This window comes from Pseudomonas sp. URIL14HWK12:I12, from assembly GCF_003097135.1.
Taxonomy (GTDB): Bacteria; Pseudomonadota; Gammaproteobacteria; order Pseudomonadales; family Pseudomonadaceae; genus Aquipseudomonas.
The window spans coordinates 772131-794280 of the sequence record NZ_QEQL01000001.1; the positions used below are offsets into that span (position 1 = coordinate 772131).

21 protein-coding genes are annotated in these 22150 nt (G+C 64.6%); 5 read left to right on the forward strand and 16 right to left on the reverse strand.

Annotated features, from left to right (window positions below; genetic code table 11):
• The first annotated feature begins 52 nt into the window (after positions 1-52).
• On the forward strand, positions 53-238 hold the full coding sequence (locus F474_RS03655) for a hypothetical protein (RefSeq protein ID WP_097083892.1): 186 nt from the start codon (positions 53-55) through the stop codon (positions 236-238).
• Here the strand turns inward: F474_RS03655 and F474_RS03660 are convergent.
• From F474_RS03660 to F474_RS03685, 6 genes are read right to left on the reverse strand one after another with little or no spacing between them, the layout of a single operon-like run.
• Positions 235-1029 carry an acyl-CoA thioesterase II gene (locus tag F474_RS03660; RefSeq protein WP_097083891.1) on the reverse strand — a complete coding sequence of 265 codons (795 nt, stop codon included), beginning with the start codon at positions 1027-1029 and terminating at the stop codon, positions 235-237. The two genes, F474_RS03655 and F474_RS03660, sit on opposite strands and share 4 nt — an antisense overlap.
• A 26-nt stretch (positions 1030-1055) precedes the next feature.
• Positions 1056-1820 carry a CHAD domain-containing protein gene (locus tag F474_RS03665; protein ID WP_097083890.1) on the reverse strand — a complete coding sequence of 255 codons (765 nt, stop codon included), beginning with the start codon at positions 1818-1820 and terminating at the stop codon, positions 1056-1058.
• Positions 1821-1836: 16 nt separating this feature from the next.
• Entirely contained in the window at positions 1837-3813 is a 1977-nt protein-coding gene (locus tag F474_RS03670; RefSeq protein ID WP_371916123.1) for a DUF3488 and DUF4129 domain-containing transglutaminase family protein, read from the reverse strand.
• Positions 3774-4730, reverse strand: coding sequence for a DUF58 domain-containing protein (locus F474_RS03675; protein ID WP_176510713.1), 957 nt, complete (start codon positions 4728-4730; stop codon positions 3774-3776). The genes F474_RS03670 and F474_RS03675 overlap by 40 nt, the downstream gene beginning before the upstream one ends.
• A complete protein-coding gene (locus F474_RS03680) occupies positions 4727-5644 on the reverse strand; it encodes a MoxR family ATPase (RefSeq protein WP_097083888.1) in 918 nt (305 codons plus the stop codon). Before F474_RS03680 ends, F474_RS03675 begins: the two co-directional genes overlap by 4 nt.
• A gap of 59 nt (positions 5645-5703) precedes the next feature.
• Positions 5704-5982, reverse strand: coding sequence for a hypothetical protein (locus F474_RS03685; protein WP_097083887.1), 279 nt, complete (start codon positions 5980-5982; stop codon positions 5704-5706).
• 141 nt (positions 5983-6123) lie between these two features.
• Here F474_RS03685 and F474_RS03690 point away from each other — a divergent pair, with 141 nt between their 5' ends.
• A complete protein-coding gene (locus F474_RS03690) occupies positions 6124-7152 on the forward strand; it encodes a patatin-like phospholipase family protein (protein WP_097083886.1) in 1029 nt (342 codons plus the stop codon).
• A gap of 276 nt (positions 7153-7428) precedes the next feature.
• Here the strand turns inward: F474_RS03690 and F474_RS03695 are convergent, their stop codons facing one another.
• Positions 7429-8319 (reverse strand): NAD(P)/FAD-dependent oxidoreductase, encoded by an 891-nt coding sequence (locus F474_RS03695; protein ID WP_097084285.1) that lies wholly within the window; start codon positions 8317-8319, stop codon positions 7429-7431.
• Positions 8320-8447: 128 nt separating this feature from the next.
• On the opposite strand from F474_RS03695, the gene F474_RS03700 reads away from it, so the two are divergent.
• Both F474_RS03700 and F474_RS03705 read left to right on the forward strand, forming a co-directional pair.
• Positions 8448-8885 (forward strand): Rrf2 family transcriptional regulator, encoded by a 438-nt coding sequence (locus F474_RS03700; protein WP_097083885.1) that lies wholly within the window; start codon positions 8448-8450, stop codon positions 8883-8885.
• Positions 8886-9080: 195 nt separating this feature from the next.
• A complete protein-coding gene (locus F474_RS03705; protein ID WP_097083884.1) occupies positions 9081-9839 on the forward strand; it encodes an alpha/beta fold hydrolase in 759 nt (252 codons plus the stop codon).
• 10 nt (positions 9840-9849) lie between these two features.
• Here F474_RS03705 and F474_RS03710 read toward each other — a convergent pair whose 3' ends face one another.
• Complete coding sequence (locus F474_RS03710; protein ID WP_097083883.1) at positions 9850-11865, reverse strand: M10 family metallopeptidase C-terminal domain-containing protein; 2016 nt, start codon at positions 11863-11865, stop codon at positions 9850-9852.
• A gap of 177 nt (positions 11866-12042) precedes the next feature.
• Here F474_RS03710 and F474_RS03715 point away from each other — a divergent pair, with 177 nt between their 5' ends.
• Complete coding sequence (locus F474_RS03715) at positions 12043-12999, forward strand: alpha/beta hydrolase fold domain-containing protein (protein ID WP_256577668.1); 957 nt, start codon at positions 12043-12045, stop codon at positions 12997-12999.
• 7 nt (positions 13000-13006) lie between these two features.
• Here F474_RS03715 and F474_RS03720 read toward each other — a convergent pair whose 3' ends face one another.
• The 8 genes from F474_RS03720 to F474_RS03755 form a co-directional block, all read right to left on the reverse strand.
• Complete coding sequence (locus F474_RS03720) at positions 13007-14374, reverse strand: ATP-binding protein (RefSeq protein ID WP_097083882.1); 1368 nt, start codon at positions 14372-14374, stop codon at positions 13007-13009.
• Entirely contained in the window at positions 14371-15033 is a 663-nt protein-coding gene (locus F474_RS03725; protein ID WP_097083881.1) for a response regulator, read from the reverse strand. The genes F474_RS03720 and F474_RS03725 overlap by 4 nt, the downstream gene beginning before the upstream one ends.
• Before the next feature lie 2 nt (positions 15034-15035).
• Positions 15036-15677, reverse strand: coding sequence for a tetratricopeptide repeat protein (locus tag F474_RS03730; protein WP_097083880.1), 642 nt, complete (start codon positions 15675-15677; stop codon positions 15036-15038).
• A complete protein-coding gene (locus F474_RS03735) occupies positions 15674-16477 on the reverse strand; it encodes an SDR family oxidoreductase (RefSeq protein WP_097083879.1) in 804 nt (267 codons plus the stop codon). The genes F474_RS03730 and F474_RS03735 overlap by 4 nt, the downstream gene beginning before the upstream one ends.
• Positions 16464-17144: a TenA family transcriptional regulator gene (locus F474_RS03740; RefSeq protein WP_097083878.1), complete on the reverse strand. Its 681-nt coding sequence runs from the start codon at positions 17142-17144 to the stop codon at positions 16464-16466. Before F474_RS03740 ends, F474_RS03735 begins: the two co-directional genes overlap by 14 nt.
• 8 nt (positions 17145-17152) lie before the next feature.
• Positions 17153-18628 carry an AMP-binding protein gene (locus F474_RS03745; protein WP_097083877.1) on the reverse strand — a complete coding sequence of 492 codons (1476 nt, stop codon included), beginning with the start codon at positions 18626-18628 and terminating at the stop codon, positions 17153-17155.
• Complete coding sequence (locus F474_RS03750) at positions 18618-19295, reverse strand: thermostable hemolysin (RefSeq protein ID WP_097083876.1); 678 nt, start codon at positions 19293-19295, stop codon at positions 18618-18620. Before F474_RS03750 ends, F474_RS03745 begins: the two co-directional genes overlap by 11 nt.
• A gap of 212 nt (positions 19296-19507) precedes the next feature.
• Entirely contained in the window at positions 19508-22063 is a 2556-nt protein-coding gene (locus tag F474_RS03755) for a M10 family metallopeptidase C-terminal domain-containing protein (protein ID WP_097083875.1), read from the reverse strand.
• Between the last annotated feature and the right edge of the window lie 87 nt (positions 22064-22150).

Sequence of the window (22150 nt, forward strand, 5' to 3'; positions counted from 1 at the left end):
TACTCTGTAATCAAGAATGATTTCGCAAACCTTCGTTTGCAGGAGTAGCCCCATGATCCGCCGCCTCGTTACCTCCGTTGGCCATTTCCCTGAAACCACTGCACGCTCACCGTTGGCCGTTCCCCTGCTGGTGGTCGGCGGCCTGCTGGTAGCGGCGGGCCTGGCGTGCTCGAGCCCAGTCGAGATGTTGATCGGCGCACTGTGCCTGGCCGCATCGATGGCCAAGCCCCAGGCTTAACCGAATACCGTCACCGTCTGCCGGCTGAGCGCCACCAACTCGCCGGTTTCCGTCCAGAGGGCGGCGGCTGCGTGGCCATAGCCGTCAGCGGCATGCTCAACCACTGCTTCGTACTGCAGCCACTGCCCTGCGCCGATCGCAGGCAGTGGCTGCCGGCACTCCAACGTCCAACTCAGCGTGCTGGCGGGCGCCGGCCCGTTCAGGTGCGGGAGCACGGCTGGCGGCCAGGCATCGGCGAGCACTATCAGCCGGGCCACATCCAGTGGCTGGTCGCTCTCCGTCTCGGGTAGCCTCATCCAGCCGCCAATGGCGGGGGAAGGCGTGCCACTGAACGGCATGCCGCCCAGCCCCCAGTACATTTCCAAATGTTCCAGATAGGCCGGCCATCCGCCCTGGGCGCGCACCTGTGCGCAGCGATCACGGGCAGGCAGGCCTGGCGCCGGGCGAGCAGTGACGGCGATAGCAGAGGCCCGTGGTGCCCCAAAGCAGGCCTGGGCCGTGGTCACAATTTCACCGTTCTGGCGCGCTATGCACAGCAGGCTGGTGACCGATTTGCCGCGCCGCAGCACCTGCGGCTCGAAATGAATCGGCGCGCCCACCTGCGCAGGGCCTACGAAGGTGACGGTGAGGCTGCGCAGCGGCGCATCGACCGGCGCATGGCAACCCATCGCCTCATACAGCAGGGCCGCCATCAACCCTCCGTAGGCCGCCCTGCCCTGGCTCCAGTGGCTGGGCACGCTGAGGGTGTGAGGCGGCTGGCGGGCAGCGTCGAAGAGCTCGTGAAGGGTCATGGTTGGGCGTCCTGGCGAGAGGGGCCCTACTTTTTCATGTAACGGGCCAGTTGTGACAGCGCCTTGTCCGATCTGCCCTCGGCTTCGTCCTGAGCGGCTTGCCATTGCGCTGCGAGCGGGGCGAGCTCGGGCTCTTCTTCGGCACGGCGCAGCCATTGCACATGGTCGTGCCAGTCGCCCAGCGCCTCTTGGGCCTTCTTCAACGCTTTGGCCATACCCTTGGGCAAGGGCTCGCGTTCGGGGTAGGCCTCGGCCGCATAGCGCACCCGCTTGATCAGCAGGCGCAGCCGATGCCGATCGTGGGCCGGGTCAGCCAGCGCCTTGCGCAACTGCCGGTGCTGCTTGGCCAGGCGTTTATCGACCATCCGGCCCAAGTGCTCGATCACTCCATTGCGCTGCGCGGTGCGCAGCAGCGGCACGATGGCACTGAGCAGATTGAGCAGCTGAGACAGTTGGCTGCAGCGAGCCACTTGGGTGAAGGCCGCTGCGGCGGCCTGCTGGCGAGGATAGGCCAGCTCAGGATAACCCTGCTCCAGTAGATGGGCAGCCAGCACCTCGCGGTCGCGCATCGGGGTGGTAAGCTGCCCAAGCGCACGAGCACCATCCTCCAGGCGGTCGATGCCAGGCAGCCCGCGCAAAGGCCTCAGCAGGCTGCGCAGGCGACGCACGGTCGTGCGTAAATCGTGCAGCGCCTCGCTGTCGGTATGTGCCGCCAGCCGTTCTCGGCAGGTGATCAGGCGAAGCTCAATGGCGATCAGGTGAGCGATCAGCGGATCCAGCGTCGAAGCCATCTTGCGGGTTCCTTCTTCAGGTGTGCTTGAGTTCACGACGAAGCGTTTTCAGTGCCATGGCCAACGCCTGCGGGGTCGCTGGCTGGCCTGCATAACGCTGGGCCAGCCAGGCGTTCATGAAGGCCTGTATCGCCCAACGGGCCGCCGGCAACGCCGCGCTGGCCCGGGTGGCGTAGTCACGCGGGCCCTCCCCCGGCAGGCGCAGCAAACCATGCGGTGCGAGCAGCCGTTCGAACCGCGCGAAACTCACCAGCAGCGGGTCCGGCCGCTGCCGCCAAGGCTGGAGCACGGCCAATGCGAGCCCCAGCAGAATCAACCCGCCGCCCACGGGCAGCACCCAAGGTGCCCAACCGCGAAACCAGCGCCAAAGCAGAGCGCCCTGCTCGGCCTGCTGATAGCCCAGCACCCATCGTTCCCAGCCGTAGTTGAGGTTATCCCAGCCAAGGCGCAGCGTGTTGAGCCAGGCCAGGTTGCGAAAGCGCAAAGCGTTGCTCTGAAGAAACGGCTCATCCTGGGCCAACGCTTCGGCCAAGCCCTGCTCGACCCGCTGCGGCGCGACCGCAAAAGTCGGGTCGACAGCCTGCCAACCTTGCCCGGCCTGCCAGTACTCAACCCAGGCGTGGGCGTCGTATTGGCGCACGCTGAGGTAATTACCACCGGGGTTGAGCTCGCCACCCTGATAGCCGACCACCATACGGGCGGGAATGCCAGCAGCGCGAAGCACAAAGGTCATGGCACCGGCATAGTGCCCACAGAAACCACGGCGGGTGTCGAACAAAAACTCATCGATGCTGTTCTGCCCGAGCGTGTCCGGGCGCAGGGTGTAGTGGTAGTCCTGATCGTGGAAACGCGCTAGCAGTGCCGCCACCAGCGCTGGCGGCTCGGGGTACTGCCGCGCCAACTCGGCCGCCCAGGCCCGGCTGCGCGGATCGCCCTGGGCCGGGAGTTGCAGGCTCTGCCGGCGCATGGGTTCGCTGAGGCTGGGGTCTCTGACAACCTGGGGCCAGGACTTCACGTCATAGCCGAAGGTTTGGTCAACCGGGCGGTTGCGTTGCAGGCGGTAATCCAATCGCTGGCTCACAGCGGCCAGCACCGTGCGGCCGGTATCGAGGGCAAACAGCCAGGGCCGGTCGTTGGGTTCCTGGATGATGCGGTAGCTCACCACCGGCCCTTGCTCCGGCCAGGGCTGGGCCTGGCTCGTACGTGAAAGCCCCTGCAGCCAGCGCCGGCCATCGAAACGCTCCAGCGTGAAAGCGCGCCAATACAGCAGTGTGCGTGGCGGCATGGCACCTTCGAAACTGGCGCGAAACACCAGCTCGGGCGACTGCGCCAGTTGCGCGATATCGGCCGGGCTAGCGTTGTCATCCAGGCCCGTGCGGCCTTGGTGATCGTTCAGCGGCAACGACCACAGCGGCGCCATGCGTGGAAAGCATAGAAACAACAACAGCGCCAAGGGTACGGCCTGCAGCAGAAGGCTACAGGCCAGGCGTGGCGCTTGCCGAGCGCCCTCGCCGCCCTGCAAACCGATCATCGCCGCCACCAGTGCGGCCAGCGGCAGCAGGCTGTACAGCGCCCACGGCAGGCTGGCGTCGAACAAAAACGCCACCACCTGGCAGAACAGCCCTAGCAGGATCAGCACCCAGGCATCGCGCGGGCCGTCGAGCTCGAGCAGCTTGAGGACGAAAGCAGCCACCAGCAGCGCCGCCATGATCTCCAGCCCAAACCCGCCGCCACCGCTTACGTAAACCGCTACGGCGGCCAGCACGGTGATGAGCCCGCGCAGCCCCCGGCTCGGGGGGCGCAAGCGTGAGCGGTACATCTGCACCCGCCACCCTGTACACAACAGCCACAACAACAACAGCCAGGGCGGTAGCTCGAACCACAGCGGCAGCAGCACCAGCGCCTGGCCCGCCAATAGCCAGGCAAGCCCCGCCCGGGGGATCGGCCGGCGGCTCACGCCCGCACTCCGAACAGCGCCAGTGCACGCAAGCAGACGCTGCGATGAGCCTCATCGCACGCCGGGCCCCAGTGCTGGCCAGGCAAGCGCAGGGTGAAGGGCCGCTGCTGTTCGCACAGGGCCAGCACCCAGAAACACAACAGGCCCAGGCGGCCCTCCTGTTCGCCGTCCAATGCGTCGAAATCCAGGGTCAGGTCCTGGCCGCTGGCCTGTCCAAAGGTTTTGACCAACAACGGGCCGCCCCGGGACCAGGCCTTCCAGTGAACCCGGCGCCAGAGGTCGCCCGGCTGGTATTCATTAAGCCCCTGAAAGTCATCAGCACCCGGGCCTGCGGTCATCAGGCCTTCAGCCTCCTGGGGCGAGGCTGCACCGAGCTGGCGTGGCAGCTCACCGGGCAATGGCTGGGGATACACCAGCGCCCGCTGCCCGCCGCGTACCCAGCTCCAGCAATGCAACAGGCCCAGCGGAAAGTCAGTGTGCAAGCGAACCCGGGGGGCATCGAGCCAACCTCGGCGCGCACTGGCCAGTGGCAACTGGAGCCGAGCCGCCTGGCCTTGGGCAACCGAAACCCGCTGGGCCGGTTGGCCGGCAAAGCCCACCCAGATCGCCTGGTGCGCCTTGCCTGTGCTTTCCAACAACACGCCAAACAACGCTTGCTCACAGGCGAACACAGGCGAAGGCGTCGCACTGGTGATCTCCAACCCACTGAGGTTGCGGAAGGTGTGCAACATCGCGGCCATGAAGAGCGAGCCCAATACGAACACCAGCGCATAGGCCAAACTGTTTTGGTAGTTGATGGCCGCCAGCAGAATAAACGACAGCGTGGCGCCATAGGCGCAGCCGACCCGGCTGGGCAGGATATACACCCGCTTGTGGTCTAGCCGCACCCGCGCCGATGCAGGGGCGCGGCGGTCTTGCCAACGCCGCAGGCGCAGCGCCAGCGCCGCCTTCACAATGCCGGGACCTCACGCAACAGCCATTGCACCAGCGCCCCGCCGCCCTGGCCGGTGGGGTCGGCGCGCTCGCGTAGGCGATGCCCTGCCACCGCGGGCAACACGGCCTGCACATCTTCGGGTATCACATAGTCGCGGCCACACAGCAGCGCCCAGGCCCGCGCCGCCGCCACCAGTGCCAGGCTGCCTCGCGGCGAAAGGCCCGAGGCGAATGGTGGTTGGGTCCGGGTCGCCTCAACCAGGCGCAATACGTAATCCACCAGGGGCTCACTGACCCTCACCTGCCGCGCGTCGGCCTGCAACCGCTGCAACTCTCCCTCGCCCAGCAGCGCTGGCAACTGCGGGAGCATCTCCCGCCGAGCCTGGCCGGTGAGCAAGGCGCGCTCGGCCGCTTGTGCCGGATAGCCCAGCGACAGCCGCATCAGAAAACGATCCAACTGCGACTCGGGCAAGGCAAAGGTGCCGCCCTGGTGGCTAGGGTTCTGCGTGGCGATCACGAAAAAGGGTGAAGGCAATGGGCGAGTGGCACCTTCGATGGTCACCTGGCCCTCCTCCATCGCCTCCAACAGGGCGCTCTGGCTTTTTGGCGTGGCGCGGTTGATCTCGTCCGCCAGGATAAGCCCGGCGAAGATCGGGCCTGGGTGGAACTGGAACTGGCCACTGCCCTTATCGAAGACAGAAGTGCCGAGAATATCGCTGGGCAACAGGTCGGAGGTGAACTGGATGCGTTGAAAGTCCAGGCCAAGCACTCTGGCCAGCGCCTGGCTTAGGGTAGTCTTGCCCATGCCGGGCAGGTCTTCGATCAGTAGATGCCCGCCGGCGAGCAGGCAGGCGAGCGCCAGGCGGACCTGATGATCCTTGCCCAGCACGATGGCGTTGATCGAATCGAGGCAAGCGGACAGCGAGGGGCGCATACCGGGGTGGCCTCCGATGGCAGGCGGCCAAGGCGATCGCCCTGGCCGGTCAGCACGGCTCAGCGGCCGGCGCGGGATTCACGGATGTAGAAGCGGGCTTTCTGTGCCTTCTCGAAACAGCCGTCGTATTTCTCGAACTGCTGTTGGGTCTTGGCAGCTGTTACCAGCGAGAGCGCCTTCGAATAGCTCACAGTGCCGGCGAAGCCTTCAGCCTTGGCAAGGTCCAGCTCATGCCAGGCGGCGTCCAGCTGAGTAGCGCAGCTTTCACGATGCTCGGTGCGAGCGGCACAACCTGACAGTACGGCGACGATCAAGGGCAGGCAGAACCAGGCTTTCATGGGAGGGTTACCTCAAGGGGGGTGGGACGTCGATTGTGCAGTATCTGACGGCCTGGCTGGAAAAAAGTGCCGCCTTGCCGATTGCCCCAGGCCACAGCCTTGAGGCATGGTAAGGGTGTTTTTTGTCAGGACATGTTTCCTATGCGCAAGCGCGTCGCACTGGTGCTGGGTTCCGGCGGGGCCCGCGGTTACGCCCATATCGGCGTGATCGATGAAATCGAACGCCGGGGCTATGAAATCGCCTGTGTCGCTGGCTGCTCTATGGGCGCGGTGGTGGGCGGTATCTACGCTGCAGGGCGCCTGGGCGAATACCGGCGCTGGATCGAGCAGCTGGACTACCTCGATGTGCTGCGCCTTCTGGATGTGAGTTTTCGCCTGGGCGCGATCCGCGGCGAAAAGGTCTTCGGGCAGATCCGCCGGCTAGTGGGCGAAATCAATATCGAGGACTTGCCCATTCCCTACACTGCCGTGGCTACCGACCTGACCAACCAGCAAGAGATCTGGTTTCAGGAAGGCTGCTTGCACCAGGCCATGCGCGCCTCGGCGGCCATCCCGAGCCTGTTCACGCCGGTTCAGCAGGGCCACCGCGTGCTGGTCGATGGCGGCCTGCTCAACCCGTTGCCGATCGTGCCGGTGGTCTCGAGCCACTGCGACCTGATCGTTGCAGTGAACCTGAACGCCACCAACCATCATCAATACCAGTTGCCCGTGATCGAACGGCCACCCACATTCAAGCATCGTTTCGATCGCCTGATCGGCGCGCTGGGCAACCGAATGCCCCTGCGCCGGCGCCCTGCTGAAGCGGTCCTGGCCATGGAGCACGATGCCATTACCCAACCGGCAGGTTGGGAAGGCGAAGCTCCGGCACTGCTGCTGGGCAGTGCTCCCCCGCCACGCCAGGATGAAGGCGCCCCCGCCTCGGCCAACCACTCCGTCATTCTCGACAACGTCGGGCCCGCTTCGCTGCTTGACTTGGTGAATCAGAGCTTTGAAGTCATGCAGACCTCGCTGTCGCAGTACAAGATTGCAGGCTATCCGCCCGATGTGCTGGTCAATGTGCCCAAACGGGTATGCCGATTCTTCGAGTTCTACCGAGCGCCGGAGCTGATCAAGTTGGGTGGCCAAATCGCCAAGGACGCCTTTGACGTTTACGAACGCGGGCGGCACTAGGTTACATGGCTGCGGCTGCAGGCCAGCCATCGGGTAAGCCCGCTTGGCGCCCGCGCTGGTCCAAGAACTAGGAACTATTGCGCTGCTACCAGGCGCCACACGCTACGGCCTTCGATCTGTACCTGGGGCAACTGCGCACCTTGCGCCAAGTCTATGGATACACGCTACTCGACGCGCGATGTAGAAACTCACTTCTCACAAGAGCTCATCAACAGGCGCCCATTGCCAACGGTCATTACCCGCCCGTGATCCAAAGATCGAGGCTGCCGCACTGGATCATGTTGCGAACATCATCGAAGCATGCACCGCTCCACCCGTGCGCGCTCCATCGCCCACTGCGATGGCAACATTCCCCGCCGCGATGGCCGCATCGCCGCAGGCAAATACGCCCGGCACCGAGGTCGCGCGCTGAGCGTCCACTTTGATGAACGGCCCCATCGGGCCTTCTTCGAACACACAACCCAGGCGCTCAGCCAGCGGACTGGCCATGCGGATGCGGGGTTGGGTAAACAAACCCTTGAGTTCCACCACCCGCCCGCTGGCCAGGGTAACGTCGGCGCCTTGGCCGCCGACCGCTGTGACACGCTCGCGCTCTAGCCGTACGCCGCGCGCCTTCAAGCTGGCCAGCTGATTGGCATCAGGCTCGAAAGCTGCGTTGAGAAACAGGATGGTAGCGCCCCAGTCGGGAAGCATCAGCGCGTGGTGCATGGCCAGCTCCGAGGTCGCCAGCACACCGATGGGGCCGCCGCCCAGCTCATAGCCATGGCAATACGGGCAATGGAATACGTTCACACCCCATTGTTGGGCCAGGCCATCGATGGCAGGAAGCTGGTCGACCACACCGGTCGCCAGTATCAACCGCTTGCCCAGGTATTGGCGGGCATCGCTGAGGGTGACCGCGAAGCCGTCCGCGCACGGGCTGGCATCAGTGGCTTCACCGTTTAACCAATCAACCGTGGGGTATCGGCGCAACTGCGTTTGAGCATCGTGCGCGATATCAGCCGGGTCGCGGCCATCCTGGCCCAGAAAACCGTGGGAGTGCCGAGCAAACCGATTGCGGCGCAGCCCTGCATCCACCACCAGCACCTTGCGCCGGGCACGCGCCAATTGCAGGCCTGCCGACACGCCGGCATAGCTGCCGCCCACGATCACTACGTCATAAAGCATGATCACCTCCATCCCAGCGCTGAATATTCAGGTAACACCGTAGGTTACTTGAGTGATCCGGTCAATGCTCTCGTAACTTCTGCCGTGTCGGGACATACTGGCCTGCCCTGTCTCGCTACGGCCCTAAGATGCGCAACGACACACGCCTTTCCCGAATGCTCCACGTGCTGATCCACATGGGCCGGCAGGAGGGGCCAACGACATCCGAGCGCCTGGCGCAAATGCTGCAAACCAACGCGGTGGTGGTGCGGCGGACGATGGCGCTGCTCAAAAAGCAGGGTTATGTGTGTTCGGAAAAAGGCCACCACGGCGGCTGGAAATTGGCCAAGCCGCTAGCGTCGATCTCATTGCTCAACATCCATGAAGCACTGGGCGCCAAGTCGATCTTCTCCATCGGGCTGGCGACAGAGCACCCGCAATGCCTGGTCGAGCAGGCGGTCAATACAGCGCTGGAGGGGGCTTTCGAGGCGGCACAGGCTATGCTGCTGGAGCGCTTGGCCGCCGTCACGCTTGGGGACCTGGCGGGGGAATTCGAACGCAGGTTCGAGGGTTGCGCTGGCCAGTAAGCGCCTGCAGCGCCCTCAACGGACGGCAAGGTCACGATTCGCCCTGCGCTGCCGTCATTTCAGTGCTCAATGCCTCTGTACAGGGCGCCGGTCACCGCCAGTGGCGAACCCCGACACTTTAGCTGCGCCTCAACGCCAAAGGAACTCTGCCACCTGCCTCGCCCTCCACTGCAAAATCCAACGAGGCTTGGTTCGATGCTCCCTCACAGCCAACAGGGCCATGGCCCGATCACCTTCGTTCTGATGCATTTCCTGGGCGGCTCGCACCGCACCTGGGGGCCGACGATCCCCTTCCTGGACCGCGAGCACCGATGCGTTGCCCTTAATACACCCGGCTTTGGCGATGCCCATTCAGTGCAAGGCTACTCGGTGGCTGAAATGGCCGATCAGGTCCACGCCACGGTGCTGGGCCTGAACCTGCAGCGTTGTGTGCTCGTGGGCCACTCGATGACCGGCAAGGTCGCCGTGGCGCTGGCAGCGAGGCGCCCCGAATACTTGGCGGGGCTGGTGCTGGTCGCGCCTTCGCCGCCCGGCCCCCAACCGATGAGCGAAGAGGACCGCGACCGCCAGCGTGCCTATGGCGCGACGCGCAGCGAAGCCGAGCAGTTCGTGGATGAGGCCAGCGGCCATCGGCTCCCCGATGCCCTGCGCGAGGTGGCCATCGCCGATGCCCAGGCGGTAAACCTCGAGGCCTGGCGCGCCTGGGTTGACCACGGCAGCCGTGAAGACTGGAGTGAGCGCATCGGCAGCCTGCCTTACCCGACCTTGTTGATTTGCGGCGCTGACGACGCGCAGGTGCCCGGGGCCGATGAGCAACGGCGCACGACGCTGTCGCACTTCCCCGACAGCCTCCTGCTAACGCTACCTGGCGCCGGGCACCTGATGCCGTTGCAAACACCCCTGGCGCTGGCCGACCCGATGCTGGCACTGGCGCACCGAATCGCCAATGCCTGAGCGGGCGGGGTCAGGCTTCTCCCTGGCCCCCTTGATGAACACCCACTACCTCGACCTCTGCGGGCTTGGCCGCGCTGGCAAAGATCACCCGGTCGTTGAGGTTACCCCCATCCCAGTTTTCAGTGAGGCTGATCTCGAAACGACGGCCCTGGTCATCGGTTTCGTAGCTCTTGAGGTACGACCGGCCGGTTTCCCTACTGTAGCCCTCTACCAGCGTGGTGCCGGTGCCATCACCGAACCCGGTAAAGCCCAGCGCCGAGACGTCGATCATGTCGTACCGGCCATCCATGTCGACGATCAGGTCTGAGAAGCTCTGGGTGTCGGTGCGGTAGCTGTCGGTCAATTGGGTATAGAGAAAGACATTATTGCCCTCCCCGCCGTGGAGAGTATCCCGCCCCGCGCCGCCCTCAAGGATGTCATTGCCGGCACCGCCGTAGAGCACATCGTTGCCCGCCTGGCCCTTGATCCACTCGTCGATGGCGGTTCCTTGAATTACGTCGGCATTGGCCGTGCCCTCTATCACCACAGGGCCGAACACGACGTTGGACGTAGTGAGTTGGCCTTGCCAATTGCCGTCGATGGCGAGCTCGAAACGATGGCCGTCGGCATCTGGCTCGAAGCTCTTGAGGTAGGTACGTGTGCCCTCGGCGTTCACCTGCACCGCCAGGGTGCCGCCCAACCCATTACCCAGCCCGGTGAAGCCCAGGCCGATCAGGTCAATGCGGTCCTCATCGGGGTTGAAGTCCTGGATGCGATCGCTGTGGCTGCTGTCGGGGGTGCGGTAGCTGTCGTCGATGGCCGTGAAACGAAAGATGTCGGCGCCCTCTCCACCGAACAACACATCCCGGCCCCCGCCACCCTGCAAGACGTCATCACCCGCCCCGCCTCGCATCACCTCGTCAGCTGCAACGCCGATCAGCGTGTCCGGGCCATTGTAGCCATCGACATGGTATTGGCCGTCCTGGCTGCCGAAGGTGGTATCGACACTGCCATCGGCATTGAGCCGCACTACGCCAAAATCGCCGCCTGCAATGGCGCCCGTTCCGGTCACCAGGATTTTGCCATCCTCCAGAACCGTGACCGCATTGACGCTGTGGCCGTAGTAGCCGGGCTGGCCAGGGCCAAGCAACGCGTAGCCGCCGTCACCGAAGGCTGTGTCCAGGGAGCCGTCGCTGTTCAAGCGCATCAGCGGGTAATCCCCGCTCCCGGTCACGAGTATCTTGCCGTCGGGCTGCGCAGTGAAGGTCGAATAGGCATTGAGGCCAAGGGCCTTGTCGAACACCAGCTTGCCGCCGTCTCCAAACCCTGTGTCGAGCGAGCCATCCGCCTTTACGTGGACCAGGCTGTACGCGTAACGGTCTTCTTCAGACCAGTCGCCGCCAAACAACACGCTGCCATCGGGCATCACCAGGCTGGTCGCATAGAGGCCCTCGAAATGGGTGGCACTGAATGCCCGCGTTCCCTGGTCGCCGTAGCGGGTATCCACTGAGCCATCCGGGTTGAGCTTGGTGACGGTGAGCGTGTCTGAGCCGGTCAGCGTGGTGACGTAAAGGCTGCCTTGCTCGCCGACCCTGATGGCCGCCGCGCCGTAGAACGACCCCGATTGATCGAGCATGATCTTGCCGGTTCCACCTCCGAAGCTGGTATCGAGGCTGCCGTCGGCATTCAAGCGCTGCACAAGGCCCGTGTCCAGGCTCGTGATGATCTTGCCGTCGGGCTGGACGGTGATGAAGTTGCCCGCATCATCATCCACCCGGGCACCGATCACCGCCACGCCGCCCTGGGCAAAGCTGCTATCGAGCGTGCCATCGGCGTTCAAGCGCATGAGCGCGTAATTGCTGAGGCTGTAGTTATCGTCCTGAGGCGAACCGATGTAGCCTCCGGCGACGTATTGGGCGTATCCGGCGACGAGAATCTTGCCGTCCTCCTGGACCGCAATGGTATGGGGCCGGTCAGTTCCGCCGGAAACGTCGATCAACGTGGCACCTGGCGAGGTACGGGCGATGTGAGTGCTGGGGGTCGCCATCTGGCTCGATCCTTTATCCGTGATGGGTGGTAGAACATCGACACCGCTTTAGGACAGCACAGCCCTGAAACTAGGCAACAGGAGCCGACCGGCGGCGTCGTGCCCTCGGCGACCGGTTTGCAACCACATGGCCTGTGCGACGGTCCATCCACCAATCGCCCTGGGATGAGCCGCGCCATGTTGACCCGCAAAACCGTTGGTGACACCGAACCGGAACTGGCCGCCATGCGCCGTTTGAACAAAGTGCTAGCCCGGCTGCCTCGCTTTCGCATCCGCCACCAGGCCACCCGCTTCGCTCTGCAGGGGCTGCTCAAACTCGGCCAGTTACGGGGTGACGCCATCCTCGCCCGGCATGGCCTGAAGGCTGAAGACAAAACCGTGACTGTCGAAGGGGCATCGGTGGCGCTGCGCATCATCCATGCCCGGCGCCCACCCAAGGCGGTGGTGCTCGACATCCATGGCGGCGCCTGGGTGATCGGCAATGCGCAGATGAACGATGCCCTGAACCTCGGGCTGATCCAGGCCTGTGATGTGACGGTGGTGTCGGTTGACTACCGACTCGCCCCCGCAACGACCGTCCAGGGGCAGATACGCGACTGCCTGGCAGCCGCGCGCTGGGTGCTGGGCCCCGCCAACCCAGCCTTTGCTGGCCTGCCGGTGGTCGTGGTAGGCGAATCTGCCGGTGCCCACTTGGCCACCGCCTGCCTGCTGGAGCTCAAGGCCCAGCCCGAGCTGCTGCAGAGAGTCTGTGGCGCCCTGCTCTACTACGGTGTGTACGACCTGACCGGCACCCCCAGCGTGCGCAATGCAGGCCCGGATACACTCGTGCTGGACGGGCCGGGGATCGTCGCTGCCCTGCGCCAGCTCACCCCTGGGCTGACCGACGATCAGCGCCGTGCACCGCCGCTCTCGCCGCTTCACGGCGACCTCCAGGGCTTGCCACCGGCGCTGTTCGTGGTCGGCGAGCGCGATGCGTTGATCGACGATACGCTGCTGATGGCGCAGCTCTGGGGCGAAGTGACGCAAGCCGAGGTGTGGGTGGTACGTGAGGCTGTGCACGGTTTCATTCACTTCGGGGTCGGCCAGCAGGTCGTCCAGAGCGCCTGGGCGTGGATCCGCCAGGCCACCCGGTAGCGCGGGCTCACACCGCCGGGAACGACAAGGTCGCCGCCAAGCCCCCACTCGCCCGGTTGCTCAGCCGCACCTGGCCGCCAAGCCGCTCGATGATGGTTGCCACGATCGAAAGCCCGAGCCCGGCGCCGTTGGGGTTGTTGCGGCTGTAGAAGCGTTCGAATACCCGGCTCAGCCGTGCCTCGTCGATGCCTGGGCCCTCGTCCTCGACCACCAGCTCGAAGCGCTCCCCCACCCGTTTGAGCGAGATCGTGATACGGCCCGCCGGTGGGGAATGCTCCACGGCATTGGAGACCAGATTCTGCAGGGCAATGCCCAATGCGCCCGCATCGATCGCCAGGTGATGGTCACCTTCGTCGATATCCAGCGATGGCTCCATGCCCCGGTCGAGTATCCACGGCGCCAGCTCGGCCAGGGTTTCGGTCACTACTTCGGCCAAGTCGACACGGGGGCTGGTGCGCTGCCCAAGCCGAGGTTCAACCCGGGCTAGCGTCAGCAGCTGGTGCACCACCCGAGTCAGCCGATCGACCCCGCCCATGAGAAAGCCCAGCGCCTTTTGCCGCTCCGCCTCGTTGCTGGCGGCCATGGCGTTCTGCGCATGCAGGCGAAGCACTGCCAGAGGCGTGCGCATCTCGTGCGCCGCGTCGGCGATGAACCGGTGCTCACGCCGCAGCAAGTCCTGGATCTGCGCCAGCAAACGGTTGATCGCTGCCTGCATCGGCTCCAGTTCCGAGGGCAGCGGCACCAACTGCAGCGGCTCGAGGGACTCGGCATGCCGGGCACGGATGACGTTAGCCATGTTCTGCAATGGCCTGAGCCCCCAGCCGATCACCGCCCAGATCACTGCCGCGAGGGCCAGGCTGCCAAGCAGAAAGGGAAACAAGGTGTGCCGCATGATGCGGTCGATCAGGTCGTAGCGCACGTCCTTGCGCTCGCCCACCCAGATCACGCCATGCCGCTCCGGCACGGGTAATACGAAGCCGCGCCACTGATCACCTTCATGGGTGAAATCATAGAACCCGGGCACGCTCGGGGGTGCACTCAGCGCCGGCGCACTGGGGGTGTAGACCAGCGGCGCGGCGGCGCCCTGCCCCCAGACCTGAAACGCCAGTTTGCGCTCGTAGGGGTGCCCAACCTGATGTGATCCTGCCTTGCTCAACGCCTCATTGAACGCCTGGTAAAGCGCACCGCGCGAGCCGTCGTCGACAGGCATGCTCATGATGCCTTGCAACAGACGGGCGTTCTGAGCCAGGTGCGCGTCATACACCTCATCGATCTCGTGGCGGCTGTCATGGAAGTTGTACAACGCCAACAGGGTGTTGCCGGCAAGCAGCAACAGCATCACCCGCCACAGCGTGCGTTGGCGCAGCGAGCTCATGCCTTGGCCTCCACCAGGTAGCCTATGCCCCGTACCGTGCGAATCAGGCCATTGAAGAGTTTCTTGCGCAGCTGATAGATGTTCACCTCCAGCGTATTGCTCTCGGGCTCTTCGTCCCAGCCATAGAGCAACTGAGTGAGGCGCTCGCGGGTAAAGACCTTGCCCGGCTGCGCCAGCAGCTCGTGCAGCAGCACGTACTCCTTGGGCGTAAGCACCACTTCGGCACCGGCGTAGCGTACTTGCTGGGTGGCAGGGTCCAGGCTCACTCCGGCATGCTCGATCAACACCTTGGCACGCCCTGCACTGCGCCTTAGCAGCGCGCGCAGGCGGGCCTTGAGTTCGTTGAGGTCGAACGGCTTGATCAGGTAATCGTCCGCACCTGCGTCCAGCCCGGCAATGCGGTCGTCCAAGGCATCGCGTGCGGTAAGGATCAGCACTGGCAGGGTGTCGCCTCCAGCCCGCACGCGCCGTAGCAGCTCGATGCCGCCCAGGCGCGGCAAGCCCAGATCGAGGATCACCAGGTCGAAGCTTTCATGCTGCAGTGCGTGCAGGCCGCTGGCGCCATCGCGTAACCAGTCAAGCGTGTAGCCCTCCTGGCGCAAGCCATCGCAAATGCCCTCGCCCAGTGCGACGTCGTCCTCGATCAGCAGCAGCCGCATAGTCAGTCCTGTTTGGCTTTTATTGTCTTGAGTAAAGCATCGATGTCGGCGCGCCGGCCTTGGTCGGCCAGCTCGCGGCCTGGCCGGGGCGGTGCCTGCAGGGCTTTGTTGAGGGCAGCGATCGCTTCAGGGTAGCGTTTTTGCCGGTACAGATGATCGGCCCAGAAATAGTTGCTGTCGATACCCGTGGGGTTGATCTCCAGCGCCTTGCGCAGCAGGGCATCGGCCTTGTCGGCGTCGCCGAAGCCGATCGGCCAGCCGGGGACCTGGTCGTAGAGCGTGCCCAGGCTGGTGTAGGCCGAGCCTTGCAGGGCATTGGGGTCCAGCTGCATTGCCTGCTCCAGGCTGGCCTTGGCCGCCTTCACCTTGCCCAGCGCCCCCAGGCCACCGGTAGCGCCAGCCCAGCTGCTTTCGATGATCCCCTCCCAGATCAGCGGCTCAGGCGAGCCAGGGTACTGGTGGGAAAACTCGGTAGCGTCGGCTGCCAGTTTTTCCAGGGCGTCGGCGCGTTGCGCCTTGGGCAGCTGGTACTGGATGGCGGCCCAGCGTTGTTGCAGGTCGCTCAGGCGCTGGGTGCCAGCTTGGTCCAGTGCCCAGGTCAGGGGCGAAACGGTGAGCAGGGTTGCGAGTAATAGGCGCTTCATTTGATCGATTCCCGAGTGTTGCTGATATGGCGGCGGATGACAGGCAGTTGTTTGCGCAGTGCGCGGTCGACGATCCCCGGCAGCATGCCGTTCAGGCGTACCAGAAGTTTTTCCGGCCAGCCCAGGTACAGTTCGCTGCGCTCTGCCTGCACGGCCTGCAGCACGGCGCGGGCGACATCGGCGGGGTCGTCCATGCCGACCTTCAGCGCCTGGTTAAGCGCGGTGGCTGCCTGGCCGTTCATACTGGTGCGGGTGGCTCGCGGTGCGGCATAGAGCACATTCACCGACGTGTCGGCGAGCTCGCGGCGCAGCGCTTCGGAGAACCCGCGCAAGGCGAATTTGCTCGCACAATACGTGGCGTAGCCGGGGTAACCGATCGAGCCAAAGGTCGAGCCTACATTGACCACCAGTGCCCTGGGCTGGGCCCGCAACAGCGGCAGGCAGGCGCGAGTCAGTTGCACCGGGGCCTTGAGGTTGATGTCCAGCAACTCATCCAGGGCCTGCTCGTCCAACTGGTCCAGCAGCGCGAAGCGGTTCACCCCAGCGGCATTGATCAGCACGTTGACGTTGCCCATTTCGCGGGCGCGTGCCACGACCTGCTCCCGCCCCTGCCGGGCCAGCAGGTCAGCGGCCTGCCAGTGCAAGCGCTGCGGGTATCGGTTCATCAACCCGGCCAGCTTGCCCATCTGCCGGCTGACCGCCAGCACCTGAGCACCGGCAGCGCACAGCTGCTCGGCCAGTTCCAGGCCAATGCCGCCACTGGCACCGGTCAGCACCACCACCGATTCAGACAACCGCATGGCGAGCCTCCTGCGTGGCAGCAAGCGGCAGGCCCTGGAACATTTCGGTGTAGAGCCGGTAGACCATCTGCGAAGCCCGAATCACGGCCTGCTGGTCTTCGGGATCATCCAGGCGGTCCATCAATTGCTTGTAGGTGACCATATGATCCTGGTCGAGCGCACCGTGCGAGCTCAGGTAGCTGAAGGCCGTGCCAGGCAGCGCCAGGCTGCTTTGCAGCGTACCTGCTGCCTGGGTGGCCAAGGCGATGCTGGTGCCTTCAAGCACATTGACCATGCCGAACAAGCCCACCGGGTTGCCGCGGGCGATCAGGTCGTAGAGGTAAGCCACCATCAGCTCGATCGATGGCGACGGCCGGCCATCGCGTACGCCCTCCCAGTCGCCGCCGCAGGCTTTGATGTCGTTGAGGATCCACTGCTCGTGGCCATATTCCTCCTCGATGTATTCGCATACCGCGCCCCGCAGCCATTCCAGGCGAGAGGGCAAACGTGCGCCACAAGCCATCATCAGCGGCACTGTATGGCGCACATGGTGGTAGGCCTGGGTGAGAAAGGCCACGTAGCTGGCCAGGCTGGCCTTACCGGAAAGCGCCTCGCGGATCACCGGCACGGCGAACAGCGCCTGGCGCTGCGAGGCGGTTTGTGTTTGCAACGTATCGAAAAAAGACATGGTGAGCCTCACAGGGGAATGTCGGACAAAAGGGTCTGGTAACGCTCAAGGATGGCCTCGCGGCGCGGGCGCCCGTTGGCCGTAAGGGTGCCCTCCGAGGTGTTCAGGGGTGCGGGCAACCGGCGCCAGGCATGCACCCGGGCGTAATCAGGAAGGTGCGCGTTGCACTGCTGCACAGCCTGCTCGATAGCCTCATCGTTGGTGTCAGGGCTCAAGGGCCAGAGCAAGGCGAGGTTGCCCGGCAAGCCTTCGCCGTGCACGAAGGCTTGCCCGATCGTGCCTCGCTGGGTGAGCTCGGCTTCAACCCAGTCCGGGTTCACGTTACGCCCGAAGCTGGTGATGAATTGGTGCTTCTTGCGCCCGTTCAGGTAGAGATAGCCGTCTTGGTCCAGGTAGCCCAGATCACCGGTTGCCCACCAGCGCTGGGTCATCGGCGCCTCTTCCAGGTAACCCAGCAAAGCGCTGCCCGCCACCAACACCTCGCCATCGTCGGCGATACGCACTTCGACATGGGGCAAGGGCTTGCCGACACTACCTGGGCGCGTTGCCCCGGGCCGGTTGAGGGCCACCACCGAGGCACATTCGGACAGCCCGTAACCCTCGAACACAGGAAGGCCTACCGCATCGGCCCGTGCCAGTAACGCCGGTGAAACCCGCGCGCCGCCCACCGCCACGAAACGCAGCGCACCTACGGGCATCAAACCCCGTTCGATGGCCGTTACCAGCCCCATCAGCAACTGCGGCACCAGGATCAAGCTCTGCGCGCCACTGAGGGCAATCGCCCCCAGCAAGCGCTTGAAGTCCACCTGGCTGGCACCGCCCATGCCCAGTTGCTGCTGAGGGTAGAGTTGCACGCAGGCGCCCGCCATCAGCGCGGCGTAAACCCCGAGGTTCTCCAACAGCACGCCCAGTGGCAGCACCGCCAGGTAGCGCTGTGGCGCGACCGGCCTGCTCGCCGCTTCCAACTCATGGGCCACACGCAACATGGCTTGCGCGCTCAAGCACACCCCTTTAGGGGCGGCGGTGCTGCCGGAGGTGTAGGTGACCTTGGCGGTGCCCGCCGGGAGCGCCGAAGCGGCCGTGGCTGCGGTTTCACGCCGCCAAAAGCCGTCGGCTGCCGGCGGCGTGAAACCCAGCTCAGCCAGCGGCCCGGCCCACTGCGCCTCACTCAGCACCACTGTCACGCCGCTCTGCCTCAGGCAATGCTGGAACTGCGTGGTGCTGAAAAACGGCGGCACGATTACACAGGGCCGCTCGGCCAGCAGCGCTGCCAGGTCCCAGAACAGCGCCTGCGGGCCGTTGTCCAGCGCCAGGGCAACGGTGCCCGCGGGCAAGGCGTGCAGATGGGCTACGCGGCTTTCGACCTCCTCGAGCAACTGCCCGTAGGTAAAACGCTGCGTGGCTCCCTGAACGGCCAGCGCCTCAGGCCGGGCCTGAGCATGCAGGCGCAGCAACGTATAAAAGGTGTTGGCCTCATGCGGCATGGCCTACCTCCTCAACCGTGTCGAGAAACCCCAGGCGTTGGAACACCCCCGCACGGGTCAGCGCATCGAAGCCATGGCCGATGTTGCCGGCGAACACCTGCGGGCGATGCTGGTAGTAGGTCCCCCACTGATCGACCTGGCCTTGAAGGCGATCTGGGTCGGCCACTGCAAGCACCGTAGGCATGAGCCCAAGGCGTTGAAAGCTGTTGATCAGCGTTGCTGCGCCGGTGAACGCCACCCATTTGAAACCTCGGTTGGCCAGCAACCAGGTTACGGCGATGATCATCAGCCGAGCGCTGCCGGCGCTGTGCGAGGCCAGGTTGCCCACCTCCACCATGGTCGACCGGTTCAACTCAATGCCTGCCACCTGCGAAACGGCAGCCTCCAGCGGGGCGTCCAGGTAACGCTCCAGAAACAGCGGGCCATCACTGGCGGGCCGCATGCCGGCAGCCGCGGTGAGGCGGCCACCGCTGTCATGAAGAGCCAGCAGCTCGGGCAGGTAGTGCTGCACGTCGGCCTGGTGGGCGCTGGCAAAACAGTGGTGGATGAAACGCTCCACCGCCTCTCGGCCCTCATCCCCTTCCAACTGCAGGGTCAATTGGGCGTGATGGCCGGCGTGAGAGCCGATGCGGATCGGCAACAATGTGCTCCAGAGGCGTTGAGTCATAGGTTAGGCCCGCGGTTAGGTTCGACGGGGGTGATGATGGGGCGCGAATCTGAAGGGAATCTGAAGTGGTACAGCGGCGCGGGTCAGCACCCAGGAAGGCCGAGCGCGAGACGGGACTGTCGCGTGCAGGCACACGCGGCAACCTGAGGGAAACAGCTTTTATGCAAAAGGGCATGCTGCCCTGGCCCCTCAGCAGCCAGGGCGCTGCGCCATCACACCGAGGCTAGGCCAGCATGGCTTTGCCCTAATACCTCCACCGCGACCTCATGATGCGGTTGGGCAAAGATGAAGCGCTGCTCGCTCAAGGCCGTTACCTGATCGCCGGCCAGCGTGACCTGGAACGAACGCCCTTGATCGTCGACAGTGAAGTCGCGCAGGTAAGTACGGTCCAGCGATGCGTTGTAGCTCACGTTCAAGGTGCCGCCGGTGCCGTCTCCCAGGCCGGTGTAACCCAAGCCTTTTACATCCAGAGTGTCCCAGGCCGCACTGAAGTCGGTGATCAGGTCAGCATGGCTGGCGGTGGCGGTGCGGTAGCTGTCCTCGAGGCGTTCGAAGATGAAAATGTCATCGCCGCTGCCACCTGTCAGGCGATCAGCGCCCAGGCCGCCGATTATCCGATCGGTATTGGCCCCGCCGTCAATGCGGTCGCTACCGGCCCCGCCGTAGAGAAAATCGCGGTTATGGGTGCCCACCAGCACATCGTTGCCCGTGGTGCCCTGCTGGGTCAGGGTATAGGGCGGCAGGCTGGTCACCACCTGGGCCGGTTCGCCCAGCACGAAATCGATGCCGCCTCGTTGCAGGCCGGCGAGGTGGTTTCCGGCCAGGGCAACTTCGAAATGGCTACCCTGGCCATCCTGCTCAGTGGAGTACAACCGCGTGAGGTCGGTGGTGCTGTCGTAACTGAGTTTCAGGGTAGTGCCGCGGCCATCGCCCAGCCCGGTGAAACCCAAAGCACTTACGTCGATACGATCAAAGGCGTTCTGGTCGAAATCGGTGATCAGTTCGCGGCCCTGGGCGCTGCCATTGGCGGTGACCACGCTGTCGCCCAGCGCACTGAAGATGAAGGTATCGGCACCTGAGCCACCGCTCAACCGGTCACCGCCGGCGCCCCCGTCGAGGCGGTCATCGCTGCCTAGCCCCGCCAGGCTATCGCGCCCCGCGCCGCCGATGAGTGTTTCTTCCCCGTGGGTGGTGCCCTTGAGTGAGTCCGCACTGTCAGTGCCTCGGACCAAGGCCTGGAAATTGGCCGCTGTGAGCAGGCCTCGGTAATCCCCCTGCAGGGCAATCTCGAACCGATGGCCTTGCGCGTCAGCATCGTAGCTTTTGAGGTACGTGACGCCTGTGGCGGCGTTGTATGCCAGGGCCAGGGTGCCGTCATGGCCGTCGCCCAGGCCGCTGAAACCGAGGCTCGCCACGTCGAACTTGTCTTTGGAAACATTGAAATCGACGATGCGGTCGGCGTGGCTGGTGGTAGCGTCACGGTAGCTGTCATCGACAGAGGTGTACCTGAACACCGTGCTCGAATGCTGGAAAAAGGGGCTGGTAGAGGTGCCTCCCAGGGTATCTACACCAGTGCCACCCACTACAACCGAATTGCCTACACCCGGATAGATCCTGTCGTTACCCTCACCGCCGTAGATCACCCGATCATTGAATTCCAGGCCGTAGCCAATGTAGTCATCGCCCGGGGTGCCCGTGGTGAAAATGGTTGATTCATTGGCCAGCAGCACACTGTCAGGGCCGTTCAGCAACGGCGGCGGCAGGCTGGCGCCGATGACGTTCGACTCCACCCGAGTGCCATTACTCGCACCGGTTTCGATCACCGTAGGGCCCAGCTCGCGGTTGTCACCCAGGCGCTGATCGTAAAAATGGTTGCCGCGGATCACGCTGTCGGTGCTGCCATGCAGCTCGATACTGGGCGTTCCGCCATCGTAGCCGGTTGCTTGGAAGGAGCTGTCGACCAATTCCGTACCTTGCGCGCCATCGGCTTTGAAGGCAGCTCCGCCGGCGTGATTGGAGAACGCGAATTGCTCCAGGTAAGCGTGGTCGGTGCCCTGCACCAGCACGCCGTTCTGGCGGTTCGAACTGACCTGGCCCGAAATGAGGCTGGCCGAGTGCCCGGCGGCGTCGCCCATGAGGACGATGCCATTGCCCAGGTTCGACGAGCTCACCATGTCCTGCACGGTCAGAGGCCCGATAACGGTCAAGCCGTTACCGCCATTGCCGTCGGTGAAAAAGTCGGCCATCCGGCTGTCCACCAGCCCCGAGGCGATGATTCCATCAAGGCCGTTATCGCTGATGAACGCACCACGCAAGCTCAGCTGGCTGCTGTCACCGCGCAGGTCGAGCCCATAGCCTGAGGCATTGCTGACGTTCACATGGTCCAGCACCACACCCGTGCTGTCGCCCAACACCCAGCCGCTGGTCTGCCCGGTGGTGTGGCTGCGGTTGCCATCGAGGTTGAGTGACCGAACGCCGGTGTTGTCGCCCACGCTGCGGATGAGCGCGTCGGTATCGGCTGAGCCGTTGGCCAGCTTGAGTGTGGCGGGCGAGTCGTAGCCTCCGGGCCCCTCAAGCACCACATTCGCCTTGAGCGATAGCGCCGCACCCCCGGCTTGGGCGGCGATAGTGTAGGTCCCGCCTTCCAGAGCGACGATCCCGCCCCCTGCCGCCGAAGCCGCGTCGATAGCCGCCTGGATCGCCTGGGTGTCATCGGTGGCCCCATCGCCGACCGCGCCATAGTCTTTCACATTGAAGGTGGTTGCCATCGAGGGGTCCTTTATCGAGGTGAGGTCAGGTACGTATCGATTGAATCGATCCAGAGACCGGCAATAGGTTCTGCCAGGGTTGCCGGC